Origin of the sequence: Halomonas sp. HNIBRBA4712 (assembly GCF_043558675.1) — a bacterium.
Lineage (GTDB): Bacteria > Pseudomonadota > Gammaproteobacteria > Pseudomonadales > Halomonadaceae > Vreelandella.
The window spans coordinates 436,715-455,335 of the sequence record NZ_JBIFXR010000001.1; the positions used below are offsets into that span (position 1 = coordinate 436,715).

Annotated in this window: 19 protein-coding genes; 9 read left to right on the top strand and 10 right to left on the bottom strand. The window is 65.4% G+C overall.

Features of this window, described 5'->3' with window-relative positions; translation table 11 throughout:
- Positions 1-8: 8 nt before the first annotated feature.
- Positions 9-1,022, bottom strand: a complete 1,014-nt coding sequence (locus ACGK9R_RS02045) for a Fe(3+) ABC transporter substrate-binding protein (protein ID WP_394577902.1) — start codon at positions 1,020-1,022, stop codon at positions 9-11.
- Between the two features lie 216 nt (positions 1,023-1,238).
- Here ACGK9R_RS02045 and ACGK9R_RS02050 point away from each other — a divergent pair, with 216 nt between their 5' ends.
- The gene (locus tag ACGK9R_RS02050; RefSeq protein WP_394577903.1) at positions 1,239-2,348 is read left to right on the top strand and encodes an ABC transporter ATP-binding protein; all 1,110 of its coding nucleotides are present in this window, start codon (positions 1,239-1,241) and stop codon (positions 2,346-2,348) included.
- On the opposite strand, the gene ACGK9R_RS02055 is transcribed toward ACGK9R_RS02050, so the two are convergent.
- The 4 genes from ACGK9R_RS02055 to dctP all read right to left on the bottom strand — a co-directional run bounded on the left by ACGK9R_RS02055 (position 2,314) and on the right by dctP (position 7,146).
- A complete protein-coding gene (locus ACGK9R_RS02055; RefSeq protein ID WP_394578570.1) occupies positions 2,314-3,975 on the bottom strand; it encodes an ABC transporter permease in 1,662 nt (553 codons plus the stop codon). The genes ACGK9R_RS02050 and ACGK9R_RS02055 overlap by 35 nt on opposite strands.
- A gap of 187 nt (positions 3,976-4,162) precedes the next feature.
- On the bottom strand, positions 4,163-5,497 hold the full coding sequence (locus ACGK9R_RS02060; protein WP_394577904.1) for a TRAP transporter large permease subunit: 1,335 nt from the start codon (positions 5,495-5,497) through the stop codon (positions 4,163-4,165).
- A complete protein-coding gene (locus tag ACGK9R_RS02065) occupies positions 5,481-5,996 on the bottom strand; it encodes a TRAP transporter small permease subunit (protein ID WP_394577905.1) in 516 nt (171 codons plus the stop codon). Before ACGK9R_RS02065 ends, ACGK9R_RS02060 begins: the two co-directional genes overlap by 17 nt.
- 55 nt (positions 5,997-6,051) lie before the next feature.
- Positions 6,052-7,146, bottom strand: coding sequence for a TRAP transporter substrate-binding protein DctP (gene dctP, locus ACGK9R_RS02070; RefSeq protein ID WP_394577906.1), 1,095 nt, complete (start codon positions 7,144-7,146; stop codon positions 6,052-6,054).
- A 315-nt stretch (positions 7,147-7,461) separates the two neighbouring features.
- Between dctP and ACGK9R_RS02075 the strand changes: the two genes are divergently transcribed.
- Both ACGK9R_RS02075 and ACGK9R_RS02080 read left to right on the top strand, forming a co-directional pair.
- A complete protein-coding gene (locus tag ACGK9R_RS02075) occupies positions 7,462-9,603 on the top strand; it encodes a tRNA(Met) cytidine acetyltransferase TmcA (RefSeq protein WP_394577907.1) in 2,142 nt (713 codons plus the stop codon).
- A 32-nt stretch (positions 9,604-9,635) separates the two neighbouring features.
- The gene (locus tag ACGK9R_RS02080) at positions 9,636-11,102 is read left to right on the top strand and encodes an aminoacyl-histidine dipeptidase (protein ID WP_394577908.1); all 1,467 of its coding nucleotides are present in this window, start codon (positions 9,636-9,638) and stop codon (positions 11,100-11,102) included.
- A gap of 62 nt (positions 11,103-11,164) precedes the next feature.
- Here ACGK9R_RS02080 and ACGK9R_RS02085 read toward each other — a convergent pair whose 3' ends face one another.
- Both ACGK9R_RS02085 and ACGK9R_RS02090 read right to left on the bottom strand, forming a co-directional pair.
- Positions 11,165-11,641 (bottom strand): Dps family protein, encoded by a 477-nt coding sequence (locus ACGK9R_RS02085; protein WP_394577909.1) that lies wholly within the window; start codon positions 11,639-11,641, stop codon positions 11,165-11,167.
- Positions 11,642-11,821: 180 nt separating this feature from the next.
- A complete protein-coding gene (locus tag ACGK9R_RS02090; RefSeq protein ID WP_394577910.1) occupies positions 11,822-12,955 on the bottom strand; it encodes a glycerate kinase in 1,134 nt (377 codons plus the stop codon).
- A 141-nt stretch (positions 12,956-13,096) separates the two neighbouring features.
- Between ACGK9R_RS02090 and ACGK9R_RS02095 the strand changes: the two genes are divergently transcribed.
- Genes ACGK9R_RS02095 through ACGK9R_RS02110 form a run of 4 tightly spaced genes read left to right on the top strand, consistent with a single transcriptional unit; the run spans position 13,097 to position 15,814 of the window.
- Complete coding sequence (locus tag ACGK9R_RS02095) at positions 13,097-13,648, top strand: hypothetical protein (protein WP_394577911.1); 552 nt, start codon at positions 13,097-13,099, stop codon at positions 13,646-13,648.
- Positions 13,645-14,019: a hypothetical protein gene (locus ACGK9R_RS02100; protein ID WP_394577912.1), complete on the top strand. Its 375-nt coding sequence runs from the start codon at positions 13,645-13,647 to the stop codon at positions 14,017-14,019. Before ACGK9R_RS02095 ends, ACGK9R_RS02100 begins: the two co-directional genes overlap by 4 nt.
- Complete coding sequence (locus ACGK9R_RS02105) at positions 14,016-14,696, top strand: DUF1007 family protein (RefSeq protein WP_394577913.1); 681 nt, start codon at positions 14,016-14,018, stop codon at positions 14,694-14,696. The genes ACGK9R_RS02100 and ACGK9R_RS02105 overlap by 4 nt, the downstream gene beginning before the upstream one ends.
- A 2-nt stretch (positions 14,697-14,698) precedes the next feature.
- On the top strand, positions 14,699-15,814 hold the full coding sequence (locus ACGK9R_RS02110) for a nickel/cobalt transporter (protein WP_394577914.1): 1,116 nt from the start codon (positions 14,699-14,701) through the stop codon (positions 15,812-15,814).
- A 7-nt stretch (positions 15,815-15,821) separates the two neighbouring features.
- On the opposite strand, the gene ACGK9R_RS02115 is transcribed toward ACGK9R_RS02110, so the two are convergent.
- Positions 15,822-16,241: an HIT domain-containing protein gene (locus ACGK9R_RS02115; RefSeq protein WP_394577915.1), complete on the bottom strand. Its 420-nt coding sequence runs from the start codon at positions 16,239-16,241 to the stop codon at positions 15,822-15,824.
- A 170-nt stretch (positions 16,242-16,411) separates the two neighbouring features.
- On the opposite strand from ACGK9R_RS02115, the gene ACGK9R_RS02120 reads away from it, so the two are divergent.
- Together ACGK9R_RS02120 and ACGK9R_RS02125 are read left to right on the top strand one after the other, a co-directional pair.
- A complete protein-coding gene (locus tag ACGK9R_RS02120; protein WP_394577916.1) occupies positions 16,412-16,543 on the top strand; it encodes an entericidin A/B family lipoprotein in 132 nt (43 codons plus the stop codon).
- 112 nt (positions 16,544-16,655) lie between these two features.
- Positions 16,656-17,021 (top strand): I78 family peptidase inhibitor, encoded by a 366-nt coding sequence (locus tag ACGK9R_RS02125; RefSeq protein ID WP_394577917.1) that lies wholly within the window; start codon positions 16,656-16,658, stop codon positions 17,019-17,021.
- Positions 17,022-17,024: 3 nt separating this feature from the next.
- Here the strand turns inward: ACGK9R_RS02125 and ACGK9R_RS02130 are convergent, their stop codons facing one another.
- Positions 17,025-18,029, bottom strand: coding sequence for an ion transporter (locus ACGK9R_RS02130; protein ID WP_394577918.1), 1,005 nt, complete (start codon positions 18,027-18,029; stop codon positions 17,025-17,027).
- A 26-nt stretch (positions 18,030-18,055) separates the two neighbouring features.
- On the bottom strand, positions 18,056-18,577 hold the full coding sequence (locus ACGK9R_RS02135) for an acyl-CoA thioesterase (RefSeq protein ID WP_394577919.1): 522 nt from the start codon (positions 18,575-18,577) through the stop codon (positions 18,056-18,058).
- Positions 18,578-18,621: the final 44 nt, after the last annotated feature.

Sequence of the window (18,621 nt, forward strand, 5' to 3'; positions counted from 1 at the left end):
TATAGGGCTTAGCGCCAGCCCACTCGATCGAAAATACGTACCGCTTCCGGGTTGTTCTCGCCCAGAAGGCTCATGTTGATGTCATCGCGCTTGAAGTCGCCCCAGGAGTCGAGCAGCGGGTCCTTGGCCACGCCGTCGACCACCGGGAACTCGTAGTTGCGCTCGGCCAGAATCTCCTGAGCCTCGTTTGATGCGAGGAACTCCAGGAAACGGATGCCGTTTTCAGGGTTCTGGGCGTTGGCCACCAGGCCTGCGCCGCCGACGTTGACGTGGGTGCCACGGTCGTCCTGATTGGGGAACAGAATCTCTACCTGCTCGGCGGCTTCGCGCTCGGCGTCGTTGTCCGAGTTCAGAAGGCGCGCGTAGTAGTAGTGGTTCGCGACCGCCACGTCGCATTCGCCGCTGGCCACGCCGAGAATCTGGTCGGTGTCACCGCCTTCCGGGTCGCGGGCCATGTTGTTCACCACGCCCTGGGCCCAGGCTTCGGCGTTTTCGGCGCCGTCGTGCTCGATCAATGAGGCGAGCAGCGACTGGTTGTAGATGTTGTTCGACGAGCGGATGCAGACCCGGCCTTCGAGGCCGGGCTCGGCCAGCGCCTCGTAGGTGGCGATCTCGCTCGGGTCGACGGTTTCCGGGTTGTAGAAGATCACCCGCGCGCGCTGGCTGAAGCCGAACCACAGGCCGTCCGGATGGCGCATCGCCTCGGGCAGGCGCTCGTTCAATACCTCGGAGTCGACGCTCTGGAACAGGCCGTCTTCCTCGGCGCGCCAGAGCCGGCCCGCGTCCACGGTGAGCATCACGTCGGCGGGGCTGGCGATGCCTTCGCGCTGCATGCGTTGGATCAACTGGTCGGAATCACCCTCCAGCACGTTGACCTCGATGCCGGTTTCATCGGTGAAGGCCTTGTAGAGCAGCTCGTCGGAGTCGTAGTGGCGCGCCGAGTAGATGTTGACCTGGTCGGCCAGAGCAGTGGCGCTGAACAGGGCGGCGGTAACGGCCAGGGCGACGGGAGCTTTGTTCATGAGCGGTATCCTTGCGCAGGGTGACGATTGGTTAGGCTGCTATTTTGATAATGGTTTTCATTTGTATCACTATTTAACGAGTTCGCCTTTGCCACGTCAAGCTGAACGATAATTAAACGCAGCTGCAGGCGTTTGCTAATGAAAGCGGACGCGTCAGGAAATAGACTATGGCCATTAACCTGGCGGCCCGCCGCCCAATCATCTGAAGAGTGCGCCATGACGTCGACCGCCCCCGCCACCTCTACGCCTGAATTGGCTCTGTCGCTTCAGGGCATCGAACACAGCTTTGGCAGCCACCGCGTCGTCAAGGGTATCGATCTGAACATTCGCCCGGGCGAGGTGATGTGCCTTTTAGGGCCGTCCGGCTGCGGCAAGACCACGCTGTTGCGTATCGCCGCCGGGCTCGAGCCGGTTCAGCAGGGGCGGGTGGCGCTCGACGGCCACGAGATCGCCGGGCCAGGTCGGGCGCACCTGCCGCCGGAGAAGCGCAGCGTCGGCCTGGCGTTTCAGGAGTCGGCGCTGTTTCCGCACCTGAATGTGCTGGAGAACGTCACCTTCGGCTTGAAGCACGTCAACAAGAGCGAGCGCCGGGGGCGGGCGATGGCGCTGCTCGAACAGCTCGGCATGGCCGAACACGTGGACCGCTACCCGCACATGCTCTCCGGCGGTCAGCAGCAGCGGGTGGCGCTGGCCCGGGCACTGGCGCCAAGGCCCAACCTGATGCTGCTCGACGAGCCGTTTTCGAGTTTGGATGCCAGGCTTCGCGACCGGATCCGCGACGACACGCTCCATGTGCTCAAGCATCTTGGCACCGCCACGCTGCTGGTCACCCACGACCCGGAAGAGGCGATGTTCATGGCCGATCGTATCGCGCTGATGCGCGACGGCCGGATCATTCAGACCGGCACGCCCTATGAGCTCTACTGCCTACCCACGGACCCGTTCGTGGTCACCTTCTTTGGCGAGGTCAACGAGCTTGACGGCGTGGTCGAGAACGGCGAAGTGGCGACTTCGGTAGGCGTGCTGAAAGCCGACTGGCTCGATGACGGCACCCCGGTGCAGGTGATGATTCGCCCGGAGGCACTGAGCCCAAGGTCGCGCAACCTGCCCGCCAGCGAGCATCGCCACAGCCACGTAGTGATGGCCAAACTGCTGGGCCGGGCAAGCCTCGTGCACCTTTGCGCTCACGGCCAGAATGGTGAAGAGACCCACCTGCACGCCCGGGTGCCCGGCGTCTACCTGCCCGCGCCCGGCCAGCCGGTGGAGATCGAACTCGACCACTCCCAGGTGTTCATTTTTCCCCGCCGCGGCGCATCGCCACGCTGAGCAGAATCACCGGCAGAATGCCCGCCAGCACGATGGCGAGCGAGGCGGTCGAGGCCTCGGCCAGGCGCTCGTCCGAGGCGAGGCTATGGGCGCGCACCGCCAGCGTATCGAAGTTGAACGGGCGCAGGATCATCGTCGCCGGTAGCTCCTTCATCACGTCGACGAACACCAGAATGCCCGCCGCCAGAAGGCTCGAGCGCATCAAGGGCGTATGCACGCGGCGCAGTGTGCTGCCGGCCGTGTGACCAAGGGTGCGTGAGGCGGCGTCCATGCTCGGCGTCACCTTGCCAAGGCTCGCTTCCACCGCGTTGAACGATACCGCCAGAAAGCGCACCACGTAGGCGTAGACCAGAATGAACGCCGAGCCGCTGAACACCAGGCCGACGATTACCCCGTAATGGGCGTGAAGCCAGGCGTTCAGGCTGCTGTCGAGCCAGGCGAAGGGGATCAGAATGCCCACCGCCACCACCGAGCCTGGAATTGCGTAGCCCATCGCCGCCACGCGGGCAAAAAGCCGCGCCGGTACGGTGTCGTTGAGCCGCACGCTGTAGCTCAGAATTACCGCCAGCCCCACCGCGATCAGTGCGGCCACCCCCGCCAGGCTCAGGCTGTTGAAGGCGAAGGCGAAAAAGCGCGTGCCGAAGAGCGCATCGCCTCGGGTCAGCGCCAGGTTCAACAGGATGGCGCTGGGCAGCAGAAAGCCGACGATGATTGGCGCCAGGCAGCCCAGCAGGGCGGCGGCCGCCTTCAGCCCGCCAAGGCGATACTCCGGCAGCGGTCGGCGATGGCCGCCGGCGTGAAAGTAGCGCCGCTTGCCCCGCGACACCTGCTCAAGCAGCACCAGCACGATCACGAAGCTCAAAAGGCACGCCGCCAGCTGCGCGGCGGCTACCGGCTCGCCGAGGCCAAACCAGGTGCGATAGATGCCGGTGGTGAAGGTATCCACGCCGAAGAACTGCACCGCGCCGAACTCATTCAACGTTTCCATCAGCGCAAGCGATACCCCGCCCACCAGCGCCGGGCGCGAAAGCGGCAGCGCCACGCTGAAAAAGAGCCGCCAGGGCCCCCGGCCCAGCGTGCGCCCCACGTCCAGCATCCCCGCCGACTGCTCCAGAAACGAGGCGCGGGCCAGCAGATACACATACGGATAGAGCACGAAGGTGATCAGCGTCGCCGCCCCGCCTAATGATCGGATATTGGGGAAATAGTAGTCGCCGTACTGCCAGTCGAACCACGCCCGCAGCGCGCTTTGAAACGGCCCGGCAACCTGGAAAAAGTCGGTGTAGGCGTAGGCGATCACGTAGGTCGGCACCGCCAACGGCAATAACAGCGCCCACTCGAACACGCGCCGGCCGGGAAAGCGACACATCACCACCAGCCACGCGCAGCCGGTGCCGATGACCAGCGTGCCGAGCCCCACGATCAGGGCGAGCCACAGCGTATTGGTCAGGTAGCGCGGCAGCACGGTGCTGGCCAGGTGCCCCCAGACCCCATCGGTCGGCACCAGGATATGGCCCAACACGATCAGCACCGGCAGCGCCACCAAAAGCGCCACACCCAACAGCGCCAGCGACCAGGGCGAAAAAACGCGTGCGATAGGGTGTGAGATAGAGCGAGCGACCCGCAGCGTGCGGGGAGGGAGCGTCGACACGAAAAGCCTCCTGGACGGCGCGGCAGCGGTAAAAAATGAGAAGAGAGTGCGGCCGAGAATGGTATCACCGTAGGAGAGGCGGCGCAGCCAGCAAGAAAAGAGGCTTGAGAAGAGAGTCGTAGAGGGCGAAAAGACGCCGCCGCCCTCGGGCGGCGGCAAGGACTCAGTAGCCGACCATCACCCCAGGAAGGCCCGTGACCAGCACCGGGAAGAAGGCCATCAGCACGCACGCGAGCAGAATCAGCGCGCAGAACGGGATCACCGCCTTATAGAGATCGACGATCTCCACTCCTGGCGGCGCGACGCCCTTCAGATAAAACAGCGCGTAGCCAAAGGGCGGGGTGAGAAACGAGGTTTGCAGCACCACCGCGACCATCACCACGAACCAGAGCGGGTCGACCCCCATCTGCTGGATGATCGGTAGCATGATGGGGAAGCTCAACAGCACGATGCCGGTCCAGTCGAGGAACATCCCCAGCACGAACACCAGCAGGAACATCATGATCAGCGCACCCGTGGTGCCGCCGGGCATGGCCAGCAGCAGATCCTGGATCACCTGCATACCGCCGCCGCGGGAGAACACGCCGGTAAAGGCGGTCGCGCCGACCAGTACCAGCATGACCATGGTGGTGGTTTTCCCCGCGTCGATCAGCGTGCGGTAGCAGGTCGAGACTTTCCGGTCGCCAAAGATCAGAAACAGGATGAACGCGATCAGCACGCCGATTGCCGAGGCTTCAGTAGCGGTGGCGATACCGGTGAAAAGCGCGCCCAGCACGCCGAGAATCAGCGACATGGGCGGCACCACGTACTTGCCCAGCATTTTCAAAAGCTCGCCGGTGCTCACCTCGGCGCGCTCCTCTTTGGGTACCGGCGGCCCATAGGAGGGTTTGAAGTGGCAGATGATCAGCACGTAGAGCGCGTACATCACGCCGAGCATGACGCCGGGCACCATCGCACCGGCGAACAGCGCGCCAACCGAGACCGGCGAGTAGCTCGCCATCAGAATCAGCATGATGCTCGGCGGAATCAGAATGCCCAGGCAGCCGCTGGCCATGATCACCCCGGTGCTGAGCTCCTTGTTGTAGCCGTATTTCAGCATCGGCACCAGCGCGATCATGCCCATCACCGCAATCGAGGCGCCAACGATGCCGGTGGTCGCCGCCAGCAGCACGGAAACGATGACCACGGTCAGCGCCAGGCCGCCGCGCAGGTTGGCAAGCAGCAGGCGCATGGCGTCGAACATCCGCTCGGTGACGCCGGAGTCGTTCAAAAACCTGGCCATCAGCACGAATAGCGGAATCGCTACCAGCACGTAGTTGTCCATGGCGTTGCCGAAGATGTTGTTGATCAGCGTGCCCAGCACCCGCTCGCCGGGGCCGAGAAAGGCGCCGATCACCGCCACGCCGCCGAGTACGAAGGCGAGCGGGTGGCCCATGAAAAGGCCGAGCAGAAGCCCGCCGAACATCGCAAGCGCCAGTAGCTCAGGACTCAAGTTCATGGGAGCGCTCCTCACGCAGGGTGATCACGGCGCGCAGTACGATGGCGATCGCCTGGAGTAGAATCAGCGCGGCGGCGAGCACGATCACGCCCTTGATGGGGTAGACCGGCAGCGCCACCATGCCGTAGGTGGTTTCGCCCCGGCTAAAGGAGCGATCAAAAAAGAGCCAGCCGTATTTCAGCATCATCCAGATGAAAGGAACGAAGAAGATCAGGTAGCCCACAAGTGTGAGCACCGCCTGACGCTTGAGCGATAAAAGGCGCTTGAGCACGTCGACCTCGACGTGGGCGTGGTGCTTCAAGCCGTAAGCGGCCATCAGCATGAAGTGGGCGCCGAACAGCATCTTGGTGACATCGAAGGCCCAGTCGCTGGGCCGGCCGAGAAAAAAGCGCGAGGCGATGTCGTACAGTACGATCAAGGTCATCACGGCGATCAGCGGCGCGATGATGCGCCCGAACAGCTCGTTCACGGCATCGATCGCCTTGGCAATGGCGTGCATGGAGACTCTCCGCAGTCAGCTGAGGCCCCGACCAGGCCGGGGCGGTAAACGCGCCTTACAGGCAGGCTTCGATCTCTTCAAGCGACGGCAGGTTGTCCATGGTGCGGCTCATGTTGAAGGGGTAGGAGACGTCGCGCCAGGTAGCGTAATCCTGCAGGTAGCTCACCATCGACTGGTACACTTTCGCGTGGTCCGGGTTCTCGCAGGCGCCCTGAACGATCACCTCGTTGGTCACCTGCTGAATCTGCGCCAGATCCTCGTCGGAGAACTGGTTGATGGTGACGCCATCCTCGACGAACTTGCGCGTGGCCTCGTTGGATTCACGCTCGGACCAGGCGAGCGACCAGGCCATGGTGGCATCCGCTGCAATACGCAGTTTTTCCTGGGTCTCCTCGGAGAGCGCGTTCCAGGCGTCCATGTTGATCATCACGCCGAAGACGCTGGCAGACTGGTGCCAGCCCGGTGTTGCCCAGTTGTCGGCGACTTCCGAGAAGCCCGCCTTGTAGTCGACGCCCGGGGTCGAGAACTCGCCGGCGTCGATCACGCCGCGCTCGATGGCCTGATACACCTCGCCGCCGGCCAGCGTCACCTGAGAGCCGCCCAGCTGCTCGAGCACGCGGCCCTGGTCGCGCCCGGAAAGGCGCAGGCGTTTACCTTCGAGATCGGCGATGCTCGCGATCGGCGTGCGGCCCATGAAGCCGGACTCGTTGTTGGTGATGCCGTAGGGCAGGTACATCATGTTGAACTGGCCGTAGATCTCCTCGTAGAGCTCGCGTCCGCCCCACTGTTGAATCCAGTTGAGATAATCCACGCCGTTGAACAGGCTCGTGGTGGTCGCCAGCGGCGAAAACGCCGGGTTGAGCCCTGCCCAGTAGCCGGGCCAGTCGCCGGAAGCTTCGATGCTGCCGGTTTCGGTGGCGTCGAACACCTCGGTGCCGGGCATCAGGGTGCCGCCGGCGCGAAAGTTGATCTGCAGTTCGTCACCGGCAAGCTGGTTCACAAGCTCCACCCAGTGGCGGTCGATCTGGATCAGATCGAGGTTGTCCGGCCAGGTGGTGGTCATGGTCCACTGCTCCTGAGCCTGAGCGGTGGAGGCGAGCAGTACGCCGGTGGCAAGCGCCGTCAGGGCGAAGCGTGACGTCATTTTCATGGTGAGTTCCCTGCGTGTGGTGTTGTTGATGTTGGTAACGTTCAGGAAAACGAGCGCAGGTTTACGTTAACGTAAAGTTGGGTGCGCTACAGCGATAAGCTAGCATACTCGTTGAACCGGCGCGCCATAGCCGATGGTGGTAGGGCACGGCAGCGCCCGCTCTGGTCGATGGCGATTAAATTTCTTTATTATCAGTTATTTAATATTATTAATAATACCTTGCCAAAATGTGGAAGATACAGTGAATCCAGTCATCGTTGAAAAATCGCTTAATAAAATTGACCTGTTCGGCCCTTACGCCATCAGGGCCTTGCCGTGATCCACGAGTCCCGGGCGCTTGCCGCCCACGCTCAGCGCCTGGCGCGGCGGCGCTGGCGCCAACTGGTATGGCTTCGCGGCGAGGTTAGCGCCGGCCGCGAAGCCGCGCATGCCCTCTGGCGCGCCCGCGACTGGCAGGCGCCGCTGTGGGTCGGCGAGGCGCACGCCGCGCCGGTCGAGGCGCTCTCACCGCGCAAGGCGCGAAGCCGCCTCGGCGGCGAGCATCAGCTCGTGGTGTTCGACGCAAGCCCCGGCTTCGACCCGGACGCGCTCGGCGTGCTGGCGGGTACGCTGATTGCCGGCGGGCTGTGCGTACTGATCACCCCTGCCGACTGGGGAGCGGCGCCGGATTCGGACTATGCCCGGCTAAGCGATCATCCCACGCCCTGGACCTCGCTCACCGCCCACTACCTCGAGCGGCTGGCGAGCATTCTCGCCGCGTCGCCCGGCGTCGTTCGTTGGCAGGCGGCGGGCGGGCTTGCGCTTCCCGCCCTCAATGGGGGAGCCGCTCTCACGCCCGCCCCGGCGGATAGCGCCTGCCGCACCGAGGATCAGGCGCAGGTCGTCGCGCTCATCGCCCGCTTGAAACGCCGCCGCCCGCTGGTAATCACCTCTGAGCGCGGCCGCGGCAAGAGCGCCGCGCTCGGTATCGCCTGCGCGCGGTTGTTGAAAGGCGGCCTGAGCGATATCGTCGTCACCGCGCCCACGCGCGGCGCCATCGAAAGCCTGGCCGAGCGGCTGACCGCGCTTTGCCCGGAAGGCGACTGGCAGGGGCGCGAGCGCTTCGTGCTGCCCTGCGGCGAAACGCTGCGCTATTTGGCTCCGGCCGAGCTCGATGAACAGGTCGGCCTGGGCCTGGCCGGCGGCGATGGCGCCACGCTGCTGGTCGACGAGGCGGCGGCGCTGCCGCCTGCGCTGCTCGCCGGGTGGCTTGCGGCGTTTCCCCGTGTGGCCTTCGCTACCACCGTGCACGGCTACGAAGGCTCCGGGCGCGGCTTCGCGCTGCGCTTTCGCGCGGTGCTCGAGCGCCAGACGCCGCTGTGGCGCGAGGCGCGCCTGGAAACGCCGGTGCGCTGGGCGCCCTTCGATCCCCTGGAAGCGGTGCTCGAAAGGCTGCTGCTGTTGAACGCGCCGCTGCCCGAGGTGACCCCCGGCGCGCCGATCCAGCCCCGCGCGATCACCCAACAGCGTTTGGCCGATGACCCGGCGCGGCTGGAGAAACTCTTCGGACTTTTGGTGCAGTCGCACTACCGCACCCGGCCGTCGGATCTGCGCCAGCTGATGGACGGCCCCAACACCGGGTTTCGTGTGATCGGTGAAACCGAACCCCAGGCGGTGCTGGTCACCCGCGACGAAGGCGGGTTCGAGCCGGCGCTGGCCGAGCTCGTCGCCCGCGGCGAGCGCCGCCCGCGCGGGCACCTGCTGGCGCAGTCGCTCGCCGCCCACGGCGGCAGCCGCGCCGCGCTCACCGCGCGCTGGCGCCGGGTGGCGCGTATCGCCGCGCATCCGGCGCGGCGCCGCGAAGGGCTCGGGCGCGCGCTGCTCGAGGCGGATATCCTCGATGCCCGGGCCCGGGGCGTCGCGCTTTATGGCGCTACTTTCGGCGCCGAGGCGGCGCTGCTGGATTTCTGGCAGGCGCTCGGCTTTCACCCGGTGCGCCTTGGCGTCACGCGGGAGCCCTCCACCGGCGAAGTCGCGGTGATGGTCGCCCGCGCCCTCGATGACGAAGGCGAGCGCGTGCTGGCGGCGCTGCGGGGCGCCTTCGCCGCGTCGCTTGGCGGGCTTCTCGCTTTCGAGCTGGCGGCGCTGCCCGCCGGGGTGGTCGTGCGTCTGCTCGGCACGCTGCCGATAAAAGAGTTGAGCGCCCGCGAGCGCCAGGACGCCGACGATGTCGCCTACGCCCACCGCGACCCGGCGCTCGCCCGCGCCGCGCTTGCAGCACTTGCGCGCCGGGCGAGCGTGCTGGCGGTTCAGGCGGCGCTAGACGAGGAGGTCATTGGTCATCTCGAAACCCTGGCCGGCTGGGCGTTTCAGAACCGCGCCCCTCACCATGCCCCGCGCGAGGCGAACCGGGCGCTGCGCCAGGCCGTGTGCGCGGTGGCCAAGGCCACGCTTTCCCCCTGGAAGCCGCAGCGGTAGAGTAGGGCGGTTACGGATCAAGAAGAGCTCACATGAACGCACACCTGGATACGCTGGAACCCACGCGGGTATGGCGCCACTTTCGCACGCTGTGTAATACGCCCCGTCCCTCGGGCCACGAGGCCGCGCTGGTCAAAAAGCTCGAAACCTGGGCCGACGGCCTGGGCCTTGCCCATGACTGCGACAACTTCGGCAATCTGCGCATCAAAAAGCCCGCAAGCCCCGGCCATGAAAGCGCCCCCGGCGTGGTTCTACAGGGCCATTTGGACATGGTCGCTCAGGCCAACGCCGATACGCCCTTCGATTTCGAGAATGATCCGATTCGCACCCATGTAAAGGATGGCTGGCTGCACGCCGAGGGCACCACGCTTGGCGCCGACAACGGCCTCGGCGTGGCGGCGATTCTGGGCGTACTCGAGGAGGACACCCTGACCCACGGCCCGCTGGAGGCGCTGTTCACCCTGGAAGAAGAGACCTCCATGGGCGGAGCGCTGGGGCTTGCCGAGAACTGGCTCGAGGGCTCGCTGCTGCTGAACCTGGACAGCGAGGATCGCGGTGAGGTCTACATCGGCTGCGCCGGCGGCGCCGATGTCATGGTTGATGCGCGCCTGCCCGAGAGCGCGCTGGGCGAGAGCGAGGCGGTGATCGAGCTTTCGCTGACTGGGCTCAAGGGCGGGCATTCGGGCATCGATATCCACAAGCCGCTGGGCAACGCCAACCGCCTGCTGGTGCGCGCGCTGCGCGCCCTCGACGTGCTCGATGCGCGGCTGATCGACTACCGGGGTGGTACGCTGAGAAACGCCATCCCCCGTGAGGCCTTCGCTCGGCTGGCGCTGCCCTGCGAAGAGCTCGAGGTCGCCCTGGAGAAGATCGAACGGCTCGAAGGCGTGCTGAAGGCGGAGCTTGGCAGCGGCGACCCGGGGCTTTCGCTCAAGGCGCGCCGCCTCGAGACCGCGCCCGAGGCCGAGGCGCTGACTCGCGACGCCAGCGCCATGCTGATCGCGGCACTGCTGGCCGCGCCCTGCGGTGTCGAGCGCATGAGCGCCGACGTCGACGGCGTGGTGGAAACCTCGAATAACCTGGGCGTGCTGAGCCTGGAGAAGGGGCGCTTTCATCTCTGCGCGCTGGTGCGCTCGCTGCACGACAGCGCCGTCGAGGCGATGGCGGACCGGTTCAGCGCGCTGTTCGGGATGATGGGCGCCCGAGTCAAGGTGGAGAACGGCTACCCGGGCTGGGCGCCGAACCCGCAAAGCGCGCTGCTTTCCACCTTCAAGGCGCGCCACGCGGCGCTGCTTGGTGAAGCGCCCGCGGTCAAGGTGATCCACGCCGGGCTCGAGTGCGGCATTCTCGGCGCCAAGTACCCGGCGCTCGACATGATCTCCTTCGGCCCCACGATTCGCGGTGCCCACTCGCCGGATGAGCGGGTCGAGCTCGCGTCCGTCGAGGAGTTCTGGTCGATGCTGCGCGCGTTGATCGAGGCGCTGGCACGAACGTCTTGAGCTTGCCCTGAACCAGAAGCGGCGCCTCAAGGGGCGCCGTTTTCGTTATGCGATGATCCGCCTTACTTGCTCAGGTAGGCGTTCAACATCCACACGGTCTTTTCCTGCTCGCGGATGTAGTCGCCGGCCTGGGAGGCGGTGCCTTCGTCGTCGGCGTCCGAGGCCAGCGCCAGCACTTCGCGCTGCAGCGCGATCAGTGTCTGGTAGCCGTCGAGCACGCCCTTCACGCAGGCCTGGCCGTCGGAGACGTTCTTGTCCTCCTGAATGCGCGAGAGCTTGGCATAGTCGCTGTAGGCGTGCACCGGTTGGTGGCCCAGGGTCAGAATACGCTCGGCGACTTCATCGACTTTGGCCAGAAGGTCGGTGTAGAACTCTTCGAACTTCTCGTGCAGCTGGAAGAAGTCGTTGCCTTTCACGTTCCAGTGGTAGCCGCGCACGTTCATGTAGAAAATCTGATAGTTGGCCAGCAGGTGGTTGAGTTTTTCGGCGAGCTGGCTGGCGCTATCTTCGTGTAGACCGATGCTGTTGAATTCGGACATCTCTGACTTCTCCTTGTAAAGGAACCGTAAAACGGCCATCAATTCATTTGACGTAGCGTACCGAACGCGGCGCTCTGGCTGAAACGAGTTTTATCCATCGCCTCCATAGCGTAGCGGTATCGCCCGCGCCCGCACTAACGATATGCCGCCAGCGCCGTAGTTTTTCAACCGTCAGGCGGGTCACGGGCGGCTTTGCCACAGCCGGGTCACGCTTTCGCAGCGCGCCTCGAGAAGCTTGGCTGTGCGTGGTAGCGCCTCATCGAGGCTCATCGGACCGTCGGCCAAAGCGAAGGCGGCGCTTACGCCTTCGTCGAAACACGCCTGCCAGCCATCGCCCAGGCTTCCCGCCAGCACCACCACGGGCTTGCCCAGCCGTTTTGCCGCCCGCGCCACGCCGATCGGCGTTTTGCCGGAAAGGCTCTGGCCATCCAGGCGGCCCTCGCCGGTGATGATCAGATCCGCCTGCTCGATCAGCGCGGCCAGTTTGGCCTGCTCCATGATGATCTCGATGCCGGGTTTTAGCGCAGCACCCAGAAAACTCGCGGCGGCAAAGCCCATGCCGCCCGCCGCCCCGGCGCCGGGAAGCTCCCGCCGGTCGTGGCCGAGCGTGTCGGCGCTGACGTCGGCAAAGCGCGCCAGCGCTTTATCTAGAGTGGCGACATCTTCTGCGGTGGCGCCTTTTTGCGGGCCGAACACCGCGCTTGCGCCGCGCCGACCCAGCAGCGGGTTGTCCACATCCACCGCGGCTTCTACTTCGAGCGTTGCCAGCCGCGGGTCGAGCCTGGTCAGATCCAGCGTCTCGAGCGCGGCGAGCGCCGCGCCGCCCGGGGCGAGTTCACGGCCTTCGCGATCTTTCAGCCTGGCGCCGAGCGCTTGGAGCATGCCGGCGCCGGCGTCGTTGGTGGCGCTACCGCCAAGCAGCAGCAGCGCCTTTCTGGCACCGGCGTCGAGCGCGGCGCGAAACAGCTCGCCCACGCCAAAGGTGGTGGTGTGCAGGGCGCTGCGCTCGGCGGTTGAAAGGTGCTGAAGGCCGCTGGCTTCTGCCAGTTCGATAAATGCGGTACGCTCGCCGGGAAGCCAGCCCCAGCTGGCGCTGCGCGGGCGGCCCAGCGCGTCTTTTACCGTGAGTTCTTGCCGCTTCGCCCCGGTGGCGGCGATCAGTGCATCGAGGCTGCCTTCGCCGCCGTCGGCGAGCGGGCAGGGGTGTACGCTTGCATCAGGGCAGGCGCGTAACACGCCGCGGGCCATGGCGCGCGCGGCGTCCTGGGCGCTCAGCGCATCCTTGAAGCTATCGGGGCAAAGCACGACGTTCATTGCACGACCTCCATAAAACCTTATGGTGAATTTATTGTCTGGAACTGGAGCAGTGGGATGAGCTTAACGCGCGCGCCGGGTGCGCACCATGCCCGCGCCATCTACGCCCATTGAGTCGGTTCGAACGCCGAGGGAGCCTCCATGAAGTCACTACCGATCGGTCTCGCCTGCCTGGTGGCACTGGCGGGTTGCCAAACGGTGCCCGATCAGCTGCCTCGCGCCGAGCCTGCACCCGCGCCCGCCTGCCATTTTTCGACCCAGGGCGTGGCCAGCGACGCGCTCTTTCGCCAGAGCGTGGCGCTTTTGGAGCGCTGGGAGTACCAGCTCGACACCACCGATGCGGCCCTTGGGCTCGTCAGCGCGAGCAAGGAGCGCGAATTGATCGGCTATTACGACCCTTACGACAGCTACTACGGCGTTGGCTCCGGCATACGCGTGTTTAGCGGCGTGGGTCTCGGGCGGCGCTCATCAATAGGGCTCGGTTTGGGGTTTGGCGATGGCATCGGCCAGCGCCCGGTCGAAAGCGAGCGCGTCAGCGTGCTGGTGAGTGACGGCGACGTGCGCCTCTCGCGGGATATTCGCCGCTTCGATCAGCTGCGCGATTTGCGCGAATCGCGCAGCGCCAGCGATGACGACTTCTGCCGGCGGTTTCAGTCGGCGCTACCCGCCCTTACATCCGGAGATCGCCCATGACACGGCTCGTTAAAGCGCCGCTGGCGCTGGCTGTACTGCTGGGGCTGGCGAGTTTGGTCGGCTGCGCGACGACGCAGCCGCTGGATGCTCGCGAGCTTCGCTTTGCCGCAGCACCGGAGCGTACCTTCCGCGAGGCGGTGGATTTGATGATTGCCCAGGGCTACACGATTCGCCACGCCGATCTGGCGCTGGGGCGCGCCGAGGCTTCGCTCGCCCGCTGGCCGGAGTATCGGCTGCTATTACGCGTCGAGCCCGCGGGGGCGGCAAGCGCGGTCAGCGTTTCGGCGCTGCGCGGGTCGACGCCGCTGGCGCCCTACCTGCTCGACCCCTGGCTGGTCGAGCTACAGCAGCGTTTGGGAGAAGCGCCTTGATCGATTGCAGAAAAAAGCTTGTCAGGGCGGGAGTGCCGGCACTCTCCTTCCTCGCGTGCGGTCTTGCCAGCACCGCCGCTCAGGCGCATCCCCACGGCTGGATCGACATGAGCGTGCAGGTGGTGGTGGATGAGCAGGGCCGCGCCACGGCGCTCAACCAGACCTGGCGGATGGATCCGTTCTACAGTCTGATCGTGTTCGATGAGCTCTCAAGGGTCGAGGATGCCACCTTCGAGGAGGGGCTCGATCAGCTTGGCCATGACATTCGCGACAATCTCTCGGCGCAGCATTACTTCACCGAGCTCTGGCTCAACGGCGAGCCGCTGAGGCTTGGCGAGGTCACCGAATACACCACTTACGAGAGTAACGAGCGCCTGGTGTACATGTTCACGCTGCCGCTCGACGAGCCGGTGGCGCTGGACGGCGCGGTGCTCGAGTACCAGATTTACGACCCCACCTACTACATCGAAGTGGTTCACGAAGAGCAGGACGGGGCGCCGGCAGAGGACGCGTTGACCCTGGCAGGCTCCCCGTCCTGCGCGCTTAGCGTCACCCAGGCCGACCCGGACCCGGAGCTCGTGCTTCAGGCCGCGCTGCTCGATAAGGGTGAGCAGGGCGAACCGGACCTGGGCCGCTACTTCGCTGAAACCGGCCACGTTAATTGCAACGAGTCATGAGCATGTTCGATACCGCCAACGCCTCCGGCGGCAAACGCCGCGCCGCCGAGTCGCCCAGTGCCCGCCCGCGCGGCGCTACGCTCAAGGCTACGCTGCTGCTCGCGCTGTTTGGGCTACTCGCCTACGCGATCTACCACTACTTCCAGGGCGCGAGCCTGCAGATTCTGGCATGGCAGCGCGAACTCCACCGCGCGCTCACCTTTTCGATCACCGAGCTTTCGCGCACGCCCTCCACCTCGGCGTGGCTGGCGCTTTTAGGCGTGAGCTTCGGCTACGGCGTGTTTCACGCCGCCGGCCCCGGCCACGGCAAGGCGGTGCTGTCGACCTATCTCGCCTCCCACGGCGGCGCTACCCGCCGGGCGCTTTCGCTCTCCTTCGCCGCCTCGCTGTTGCAAGGCGTGACAGCTATCGCCATGGTCGGCGTGCTGGTGTACGGGCTCGGGTTCGTGACCCGTCAGGCCATGGGCCAAGTGGTGTGGATCGAGCAGGCAAGCTTTCTGATGGTGGCGCTTTTAGGCGTGTGGCTCTGCCTGCGAGCGGCGCGCCAGCTGCGCCATGCCTACCGCCCGGCGCCAACGTCCGCTTTCACCGGGTTCGTGACGCCCGCCAATCGCAGCGCGGGGCTGATGACTCGGCCAAGTCACGGCCATTTCCATCAGCACGGTCATGCCCATGGCGCACACTGCTGCGGCGGCGCGCACCATATCGAGCCCGACCAGGCGCTCGACTGGCGCACCGCGCTGATCACCGTGGGTGCGATCGGCATGCGGCCCTGCTCCGGCGCGGTGCTTCTGCTCGGCGCGGCGGGGCTTCTGGGCCAGTTCTGGGTGGGCGTGAGCGCGGTGATCGTGATGTCCCTGGGCACCGGCATCACGGTGTCGGCGCTGGCGCTGGCGAGCGTGTTCGCCCGCGGCTGGGCGACCAGGCGGCTGGCGCGCCAGTCGCGCAAAAGCGCGGTGGAGAAAGTCGTTGCTTGGGCGGCCTTGGCCGGCGGTGCGGTGATCGTCGCTTTGGGCGTCTCGCTGTCGGTTGCCGGCTTCAACCAGCCGGCAAGCTCCCCGCTTTTTGGTGAGCCGCCGGCGCGCCAGGGCAGCACGCCCTTCGGCCCCGGCGGGTAAGCCGCGTTCAAACGGTGAGTTTGGCCATGTGCGCCAGAATCAGCTCACGGCGCTCGCTTTGCTGGTCGGCGGTGTAGGGCTTGGCCTCGCCCTTGCCCCACACCGGCGCCGGCCAGGCCTCGTCGCTTTCAAAACGCACCACCAGGTGAACGTGCAGCTGGCTCACCACGTTGCCAAGCGCGCCCACGTTGAGCTTGTCGCCCTGAAACGCCAGCTTCAGCGCCTGGCCAAGGGCGGTGGCTTCCCGCCAGAGCTGCGCCTGCTCCTCGCTTTCAAGCTCGAAGACCTCGCTGATCCCTTCGCGGCGAGGCACCAGAATCACCCACGGGTAGCGGGCATCGTTCATCAAAAGCGCGCGGCAAAGCGGCAGGTCCGCCAGCGACAGGGTGTCGGCGGCAAGACGCGGGTCGAGGTTGAATGTGCTCACGGCGGGCTCCAGGCTCAAGCGTTGAAAGCGTTCAGCGTAGCGCTTATCCCAACCCGGCGCGATAGCGCCTTAAACGGGCAGAATTGCTGAAACGCTGTTACGCTGAGAACAGGCCTGCGTGACAACGATCAACGAAGGCTCAGCGATCCCAAAATGTTAAGGAGAACAGAATGAAAAAACTACTCGCGGCAAGCTTCATGCTACTGATCAGCGCCTCCATGCTGGCAGGCTGTAACACCATTTCCGGCGCCGGCCAGGACGTCCAGGCCGGCGGTCGCGCCGTGCAGGACGCCGCCGAGTAACTCGGCCCGGCGCTCCAGGGAGCAGGCGAGCACGCTCGCCTGCTCCTTTCGTTTGTGGCCCGGCCCAACGGTCGGGCCATGGATATTACCCGCCTACACAAGGACAGGTGGCATGCCAAGTATTCATTCTCACTTCAAAGCCGGCCCCTTTGCGGCACTCGCGCTGAGTGCGCTCTTGAGCGCCTGTGCGACCCACACCGGCACCGCTCAGCCGCCGGATAAGCCGGATGTCAGCGCGCCGCCGCCGCCGCGCGTGGCCGAAACCGCGACCCAACGTACCTGCAACGCTGACCCGATCGGTCAGGCCGTGGGCGAGGCGCTCACCGAGGCGCGTGCCCAGGAACTCGCGAGCCAAAGCGGCGCCCGTGACGTGCGCGTCTTGCCGCCGGATAGCGTCGCGACCATGGACTACCGCGAGGATCGACTCAATATCGAGCTCGACGACCAGGGGCGCATCACCACGCTTCGCTGCGGCTAACCGCTACTCGTAACGGTCCTTCCAGCGCTGACGGCGCACCTGCTCCTTGAGCATTTCCAGAATGTCGTAGAGCACCTGCTCGGTGACGTGGGCGCTGGTGTCGTCCACGGTCAGCCAGCTGTCCAGGCCGGTGTCCGCGGTGCGCTCGATCATCTGACGAAACTGCGGCGAGTGGATGCCAAGCGCCAGTTCGTCCACCAGCCGCTGGGCCACGCCGCTGAGCGAGGCGCGCATGGCGCTCGTGGCGGCGTCGCCCATCGGCAGGCGGTTGAGCCGCTGAATCTCCGGACTTTCATTGAGCGTGCGCGTGATCAGAGAGTCGATGGAGGCCATGATCGACTCGCGGTTCTGCTGGTACGCTTTGCCCACCGTCGACTCCAGCCGCTGGGAGATCTCTTTTATCAGCTCGGCCTTGCGCGGCATGATCACCCGGTCGACCAGCCGCTCAGTGAGCGAATCGGCGGCCAGGATTTGCTGCTGAACGTTGCCCATCAGCCGCAGCGCGATACGGTCAGAAAGCTCCTCGAGCAGGATGTCGTAATACTTCATGACAAAGCGAGAGCTCGACCAGTTGCGCACGTTGATCAGGCCCAGCCGATGCAGCCGGTTGACCAGCGAAAGCACCCGGAGCGCGCGCAGCCAGCGAAAGCCCGCCAGCGGAATGCAGCCCAGCACGTCGTACCAGTGAATGAACGGGTAGAAGAACCAGCGGTGATAGCGCCGCTCGACCACCGCCGCGATCCACCCCAGCAGCACATCCACCACGAATATCGTGACGAACACCAGGTCGATGGCGAGAAAGCGGCTGTGGATCGCCGACTCGTAGAAGCCGTGAAACGAAGGCGACACGCTCTGCACCAGGCTTTCGAACCAGCCAAGCAGAAACAGCGAGTCGAACAGCAGCAGCGCCAGGTTGACGATGACCGCCGCCAGAATGAAAAAGTCCCAGCCGATGTGGGCGTACTCCACGGCGCGGGGAAGCTTGGGGTGGCGCTCTCTGGCCAGCATGAAGACTCCTTTCCTTGAGCGGGCGCTTATTGGGCGCTTTCGAGATGCTGTTGGGCGCGTTTCTCTTCCTGTTCGGCCTGCTTTCGAAGCTTCTTGCGCAGCGCCGCCTTCTCGAAGCGCAGCTTCTGCAGCGGCGTATTCAGTGGCAGCGGTGCCACCTGGGCGGGCTTGCCGTCCGGGTCGACCGCGACCATGGTCAGGTAGCAGCTGTTGGTGTGGCGAATGAGTTTTTCCCGAATGTCCTCGGCCACCACCTTGATGCCGATCTCCATCGACGAGCGACCCACGTGGTTGACGCTGGCCAGAAAGGTCACCAGCTCGCCGACCATGATCGGCTGCTTGAACAGCACCTGATCCACGGAGAGCGTGACCACGTAGTGGCCGGAGTAGCGGCTGGCGCAGGCGTAGGCGACCTCGTCGAGCTTCTTGAGAATCGCGCCGCCGTGCACCTTGCCGCTGAAGTTGGCCATGTCCGGCGTCATCAGCACCGTCATGGAAAGCTCGCGCTGGCCCGGCAGGGCGGTGTCGACGCTCGAGGGTGTGGTCATGAAAAAGCCTTTTGAAGAAGTGAAAAGCGCCCACCGGAGAGGGC

Bases quoted from the DNA above. Each gene is read 5' to 3' on its own strand.
- ACGK9R_RS02110 (WP_394577914.1), top strand. From the start codon at position 14,699: ATGTTCGATACCGCCAACGCCTCCGGCGGCAAACGCCGCGCCGCCGAG.
- ACGK9R_RS02135 (WP_394577919.1), bottom strand. From the start codon at position 18,577: ATGACCACACCCTCGAGCGTCGACACCGCCCTGCCGGGCCAGCGCGAG.
- ACGK9R_RS02130 (WP_394577918.1), bottom strand. From the start codon at position 18,029: ATGCTGGCCAGAGAGCGCCACCCCAAGCTTCCCCGCGCCGTGGAGTAC.
- ACGK9R_RS02050 (WP_394577903.1), top strand. From the start codon at position 1,239: ATGACGTCGACCGCCCCCGCCACCTCTACGCCTGAATTGGCTCTGTCG.
- ACGK9R_RS02060 (WP_394577904.1), bottom strand. From the start codon at position 5,497: ATGAACTTGAGTCCTGAGCTACTGGCGCTTGCGATGTTCGGCGGGCTT.
- ACGK9R_RS02095 (WP_394577911.1), top strand. From the start codon at position 13,097: ATGAAGTCACTACCGATCGGTCTCGCCTGCCTGGTGGCACTGGCGGGT.
- ACGK9R_RS02090 (WP_394577910.1), bottom strand. From the start codon at position 12,955: ATGAACGTCGTGCTTTGCCCCGATAGCTTCAAGGATGCGCTGAGCGCC.
- ACGK9R_RS02065 (WP_394577905.1), bottom strand. From the start codon at position 5,996: ATGCACGCCATTGCCAAGGCGATCGATGCCGTGAACGAGCTGTTCGGG.
- ACGK9R_RS02100 (WP_394577912.1), top strand. From the start codon at position 13,645: ATGACACGGCTCGTTAAAGCGCCGCTGGCGCTGGCTGTACTGCTGGGG.
- ACGK9R_RS02120 (WP_394577916.1), top strand. From the start codon at position 16,412: ATGAAAAAACTACTCGCGGCAAGCTTCATGCTACTGATCAGCGCCTCC.
- ACGK9R_RS02045 (WP_394577902.1), bottom strand. From the start codon at position 1,022: ATGAACAAAGCTCCCGTCGCCCTGGCCGTTACCGCCGCCCTGTTCAGC.
- ACGK9R_RS02085 (WP_394577909.1), bottom strand. From the start codon at position 11,641: ATGTCCGAATTCAACAGCATCGGTCTACACGAAGATAGCGCCAGCCAG.
- ACGK9R_RS02080 (WP_394577908.1), top strand. From the start codon at position 9,636: ATGAACGCACACCTGGATACGCTGGAACCCACGCGGGTATGGCGCCAC.
- ACGK9R_RS02125 (WP_394577917.1), top strand. From the start codon at position 16,656: ATGCCAAGTATTCATTCTCACTTCAAAGCCGGCCCCTTTGCGGCACTC.
- dctP (WP_394577906.1), bottom strand. From the start codon at position 7,146: ATGAAAATGACGTCACGCTTCGCCCTGACGGCGCTTGCCACCGGCGTA.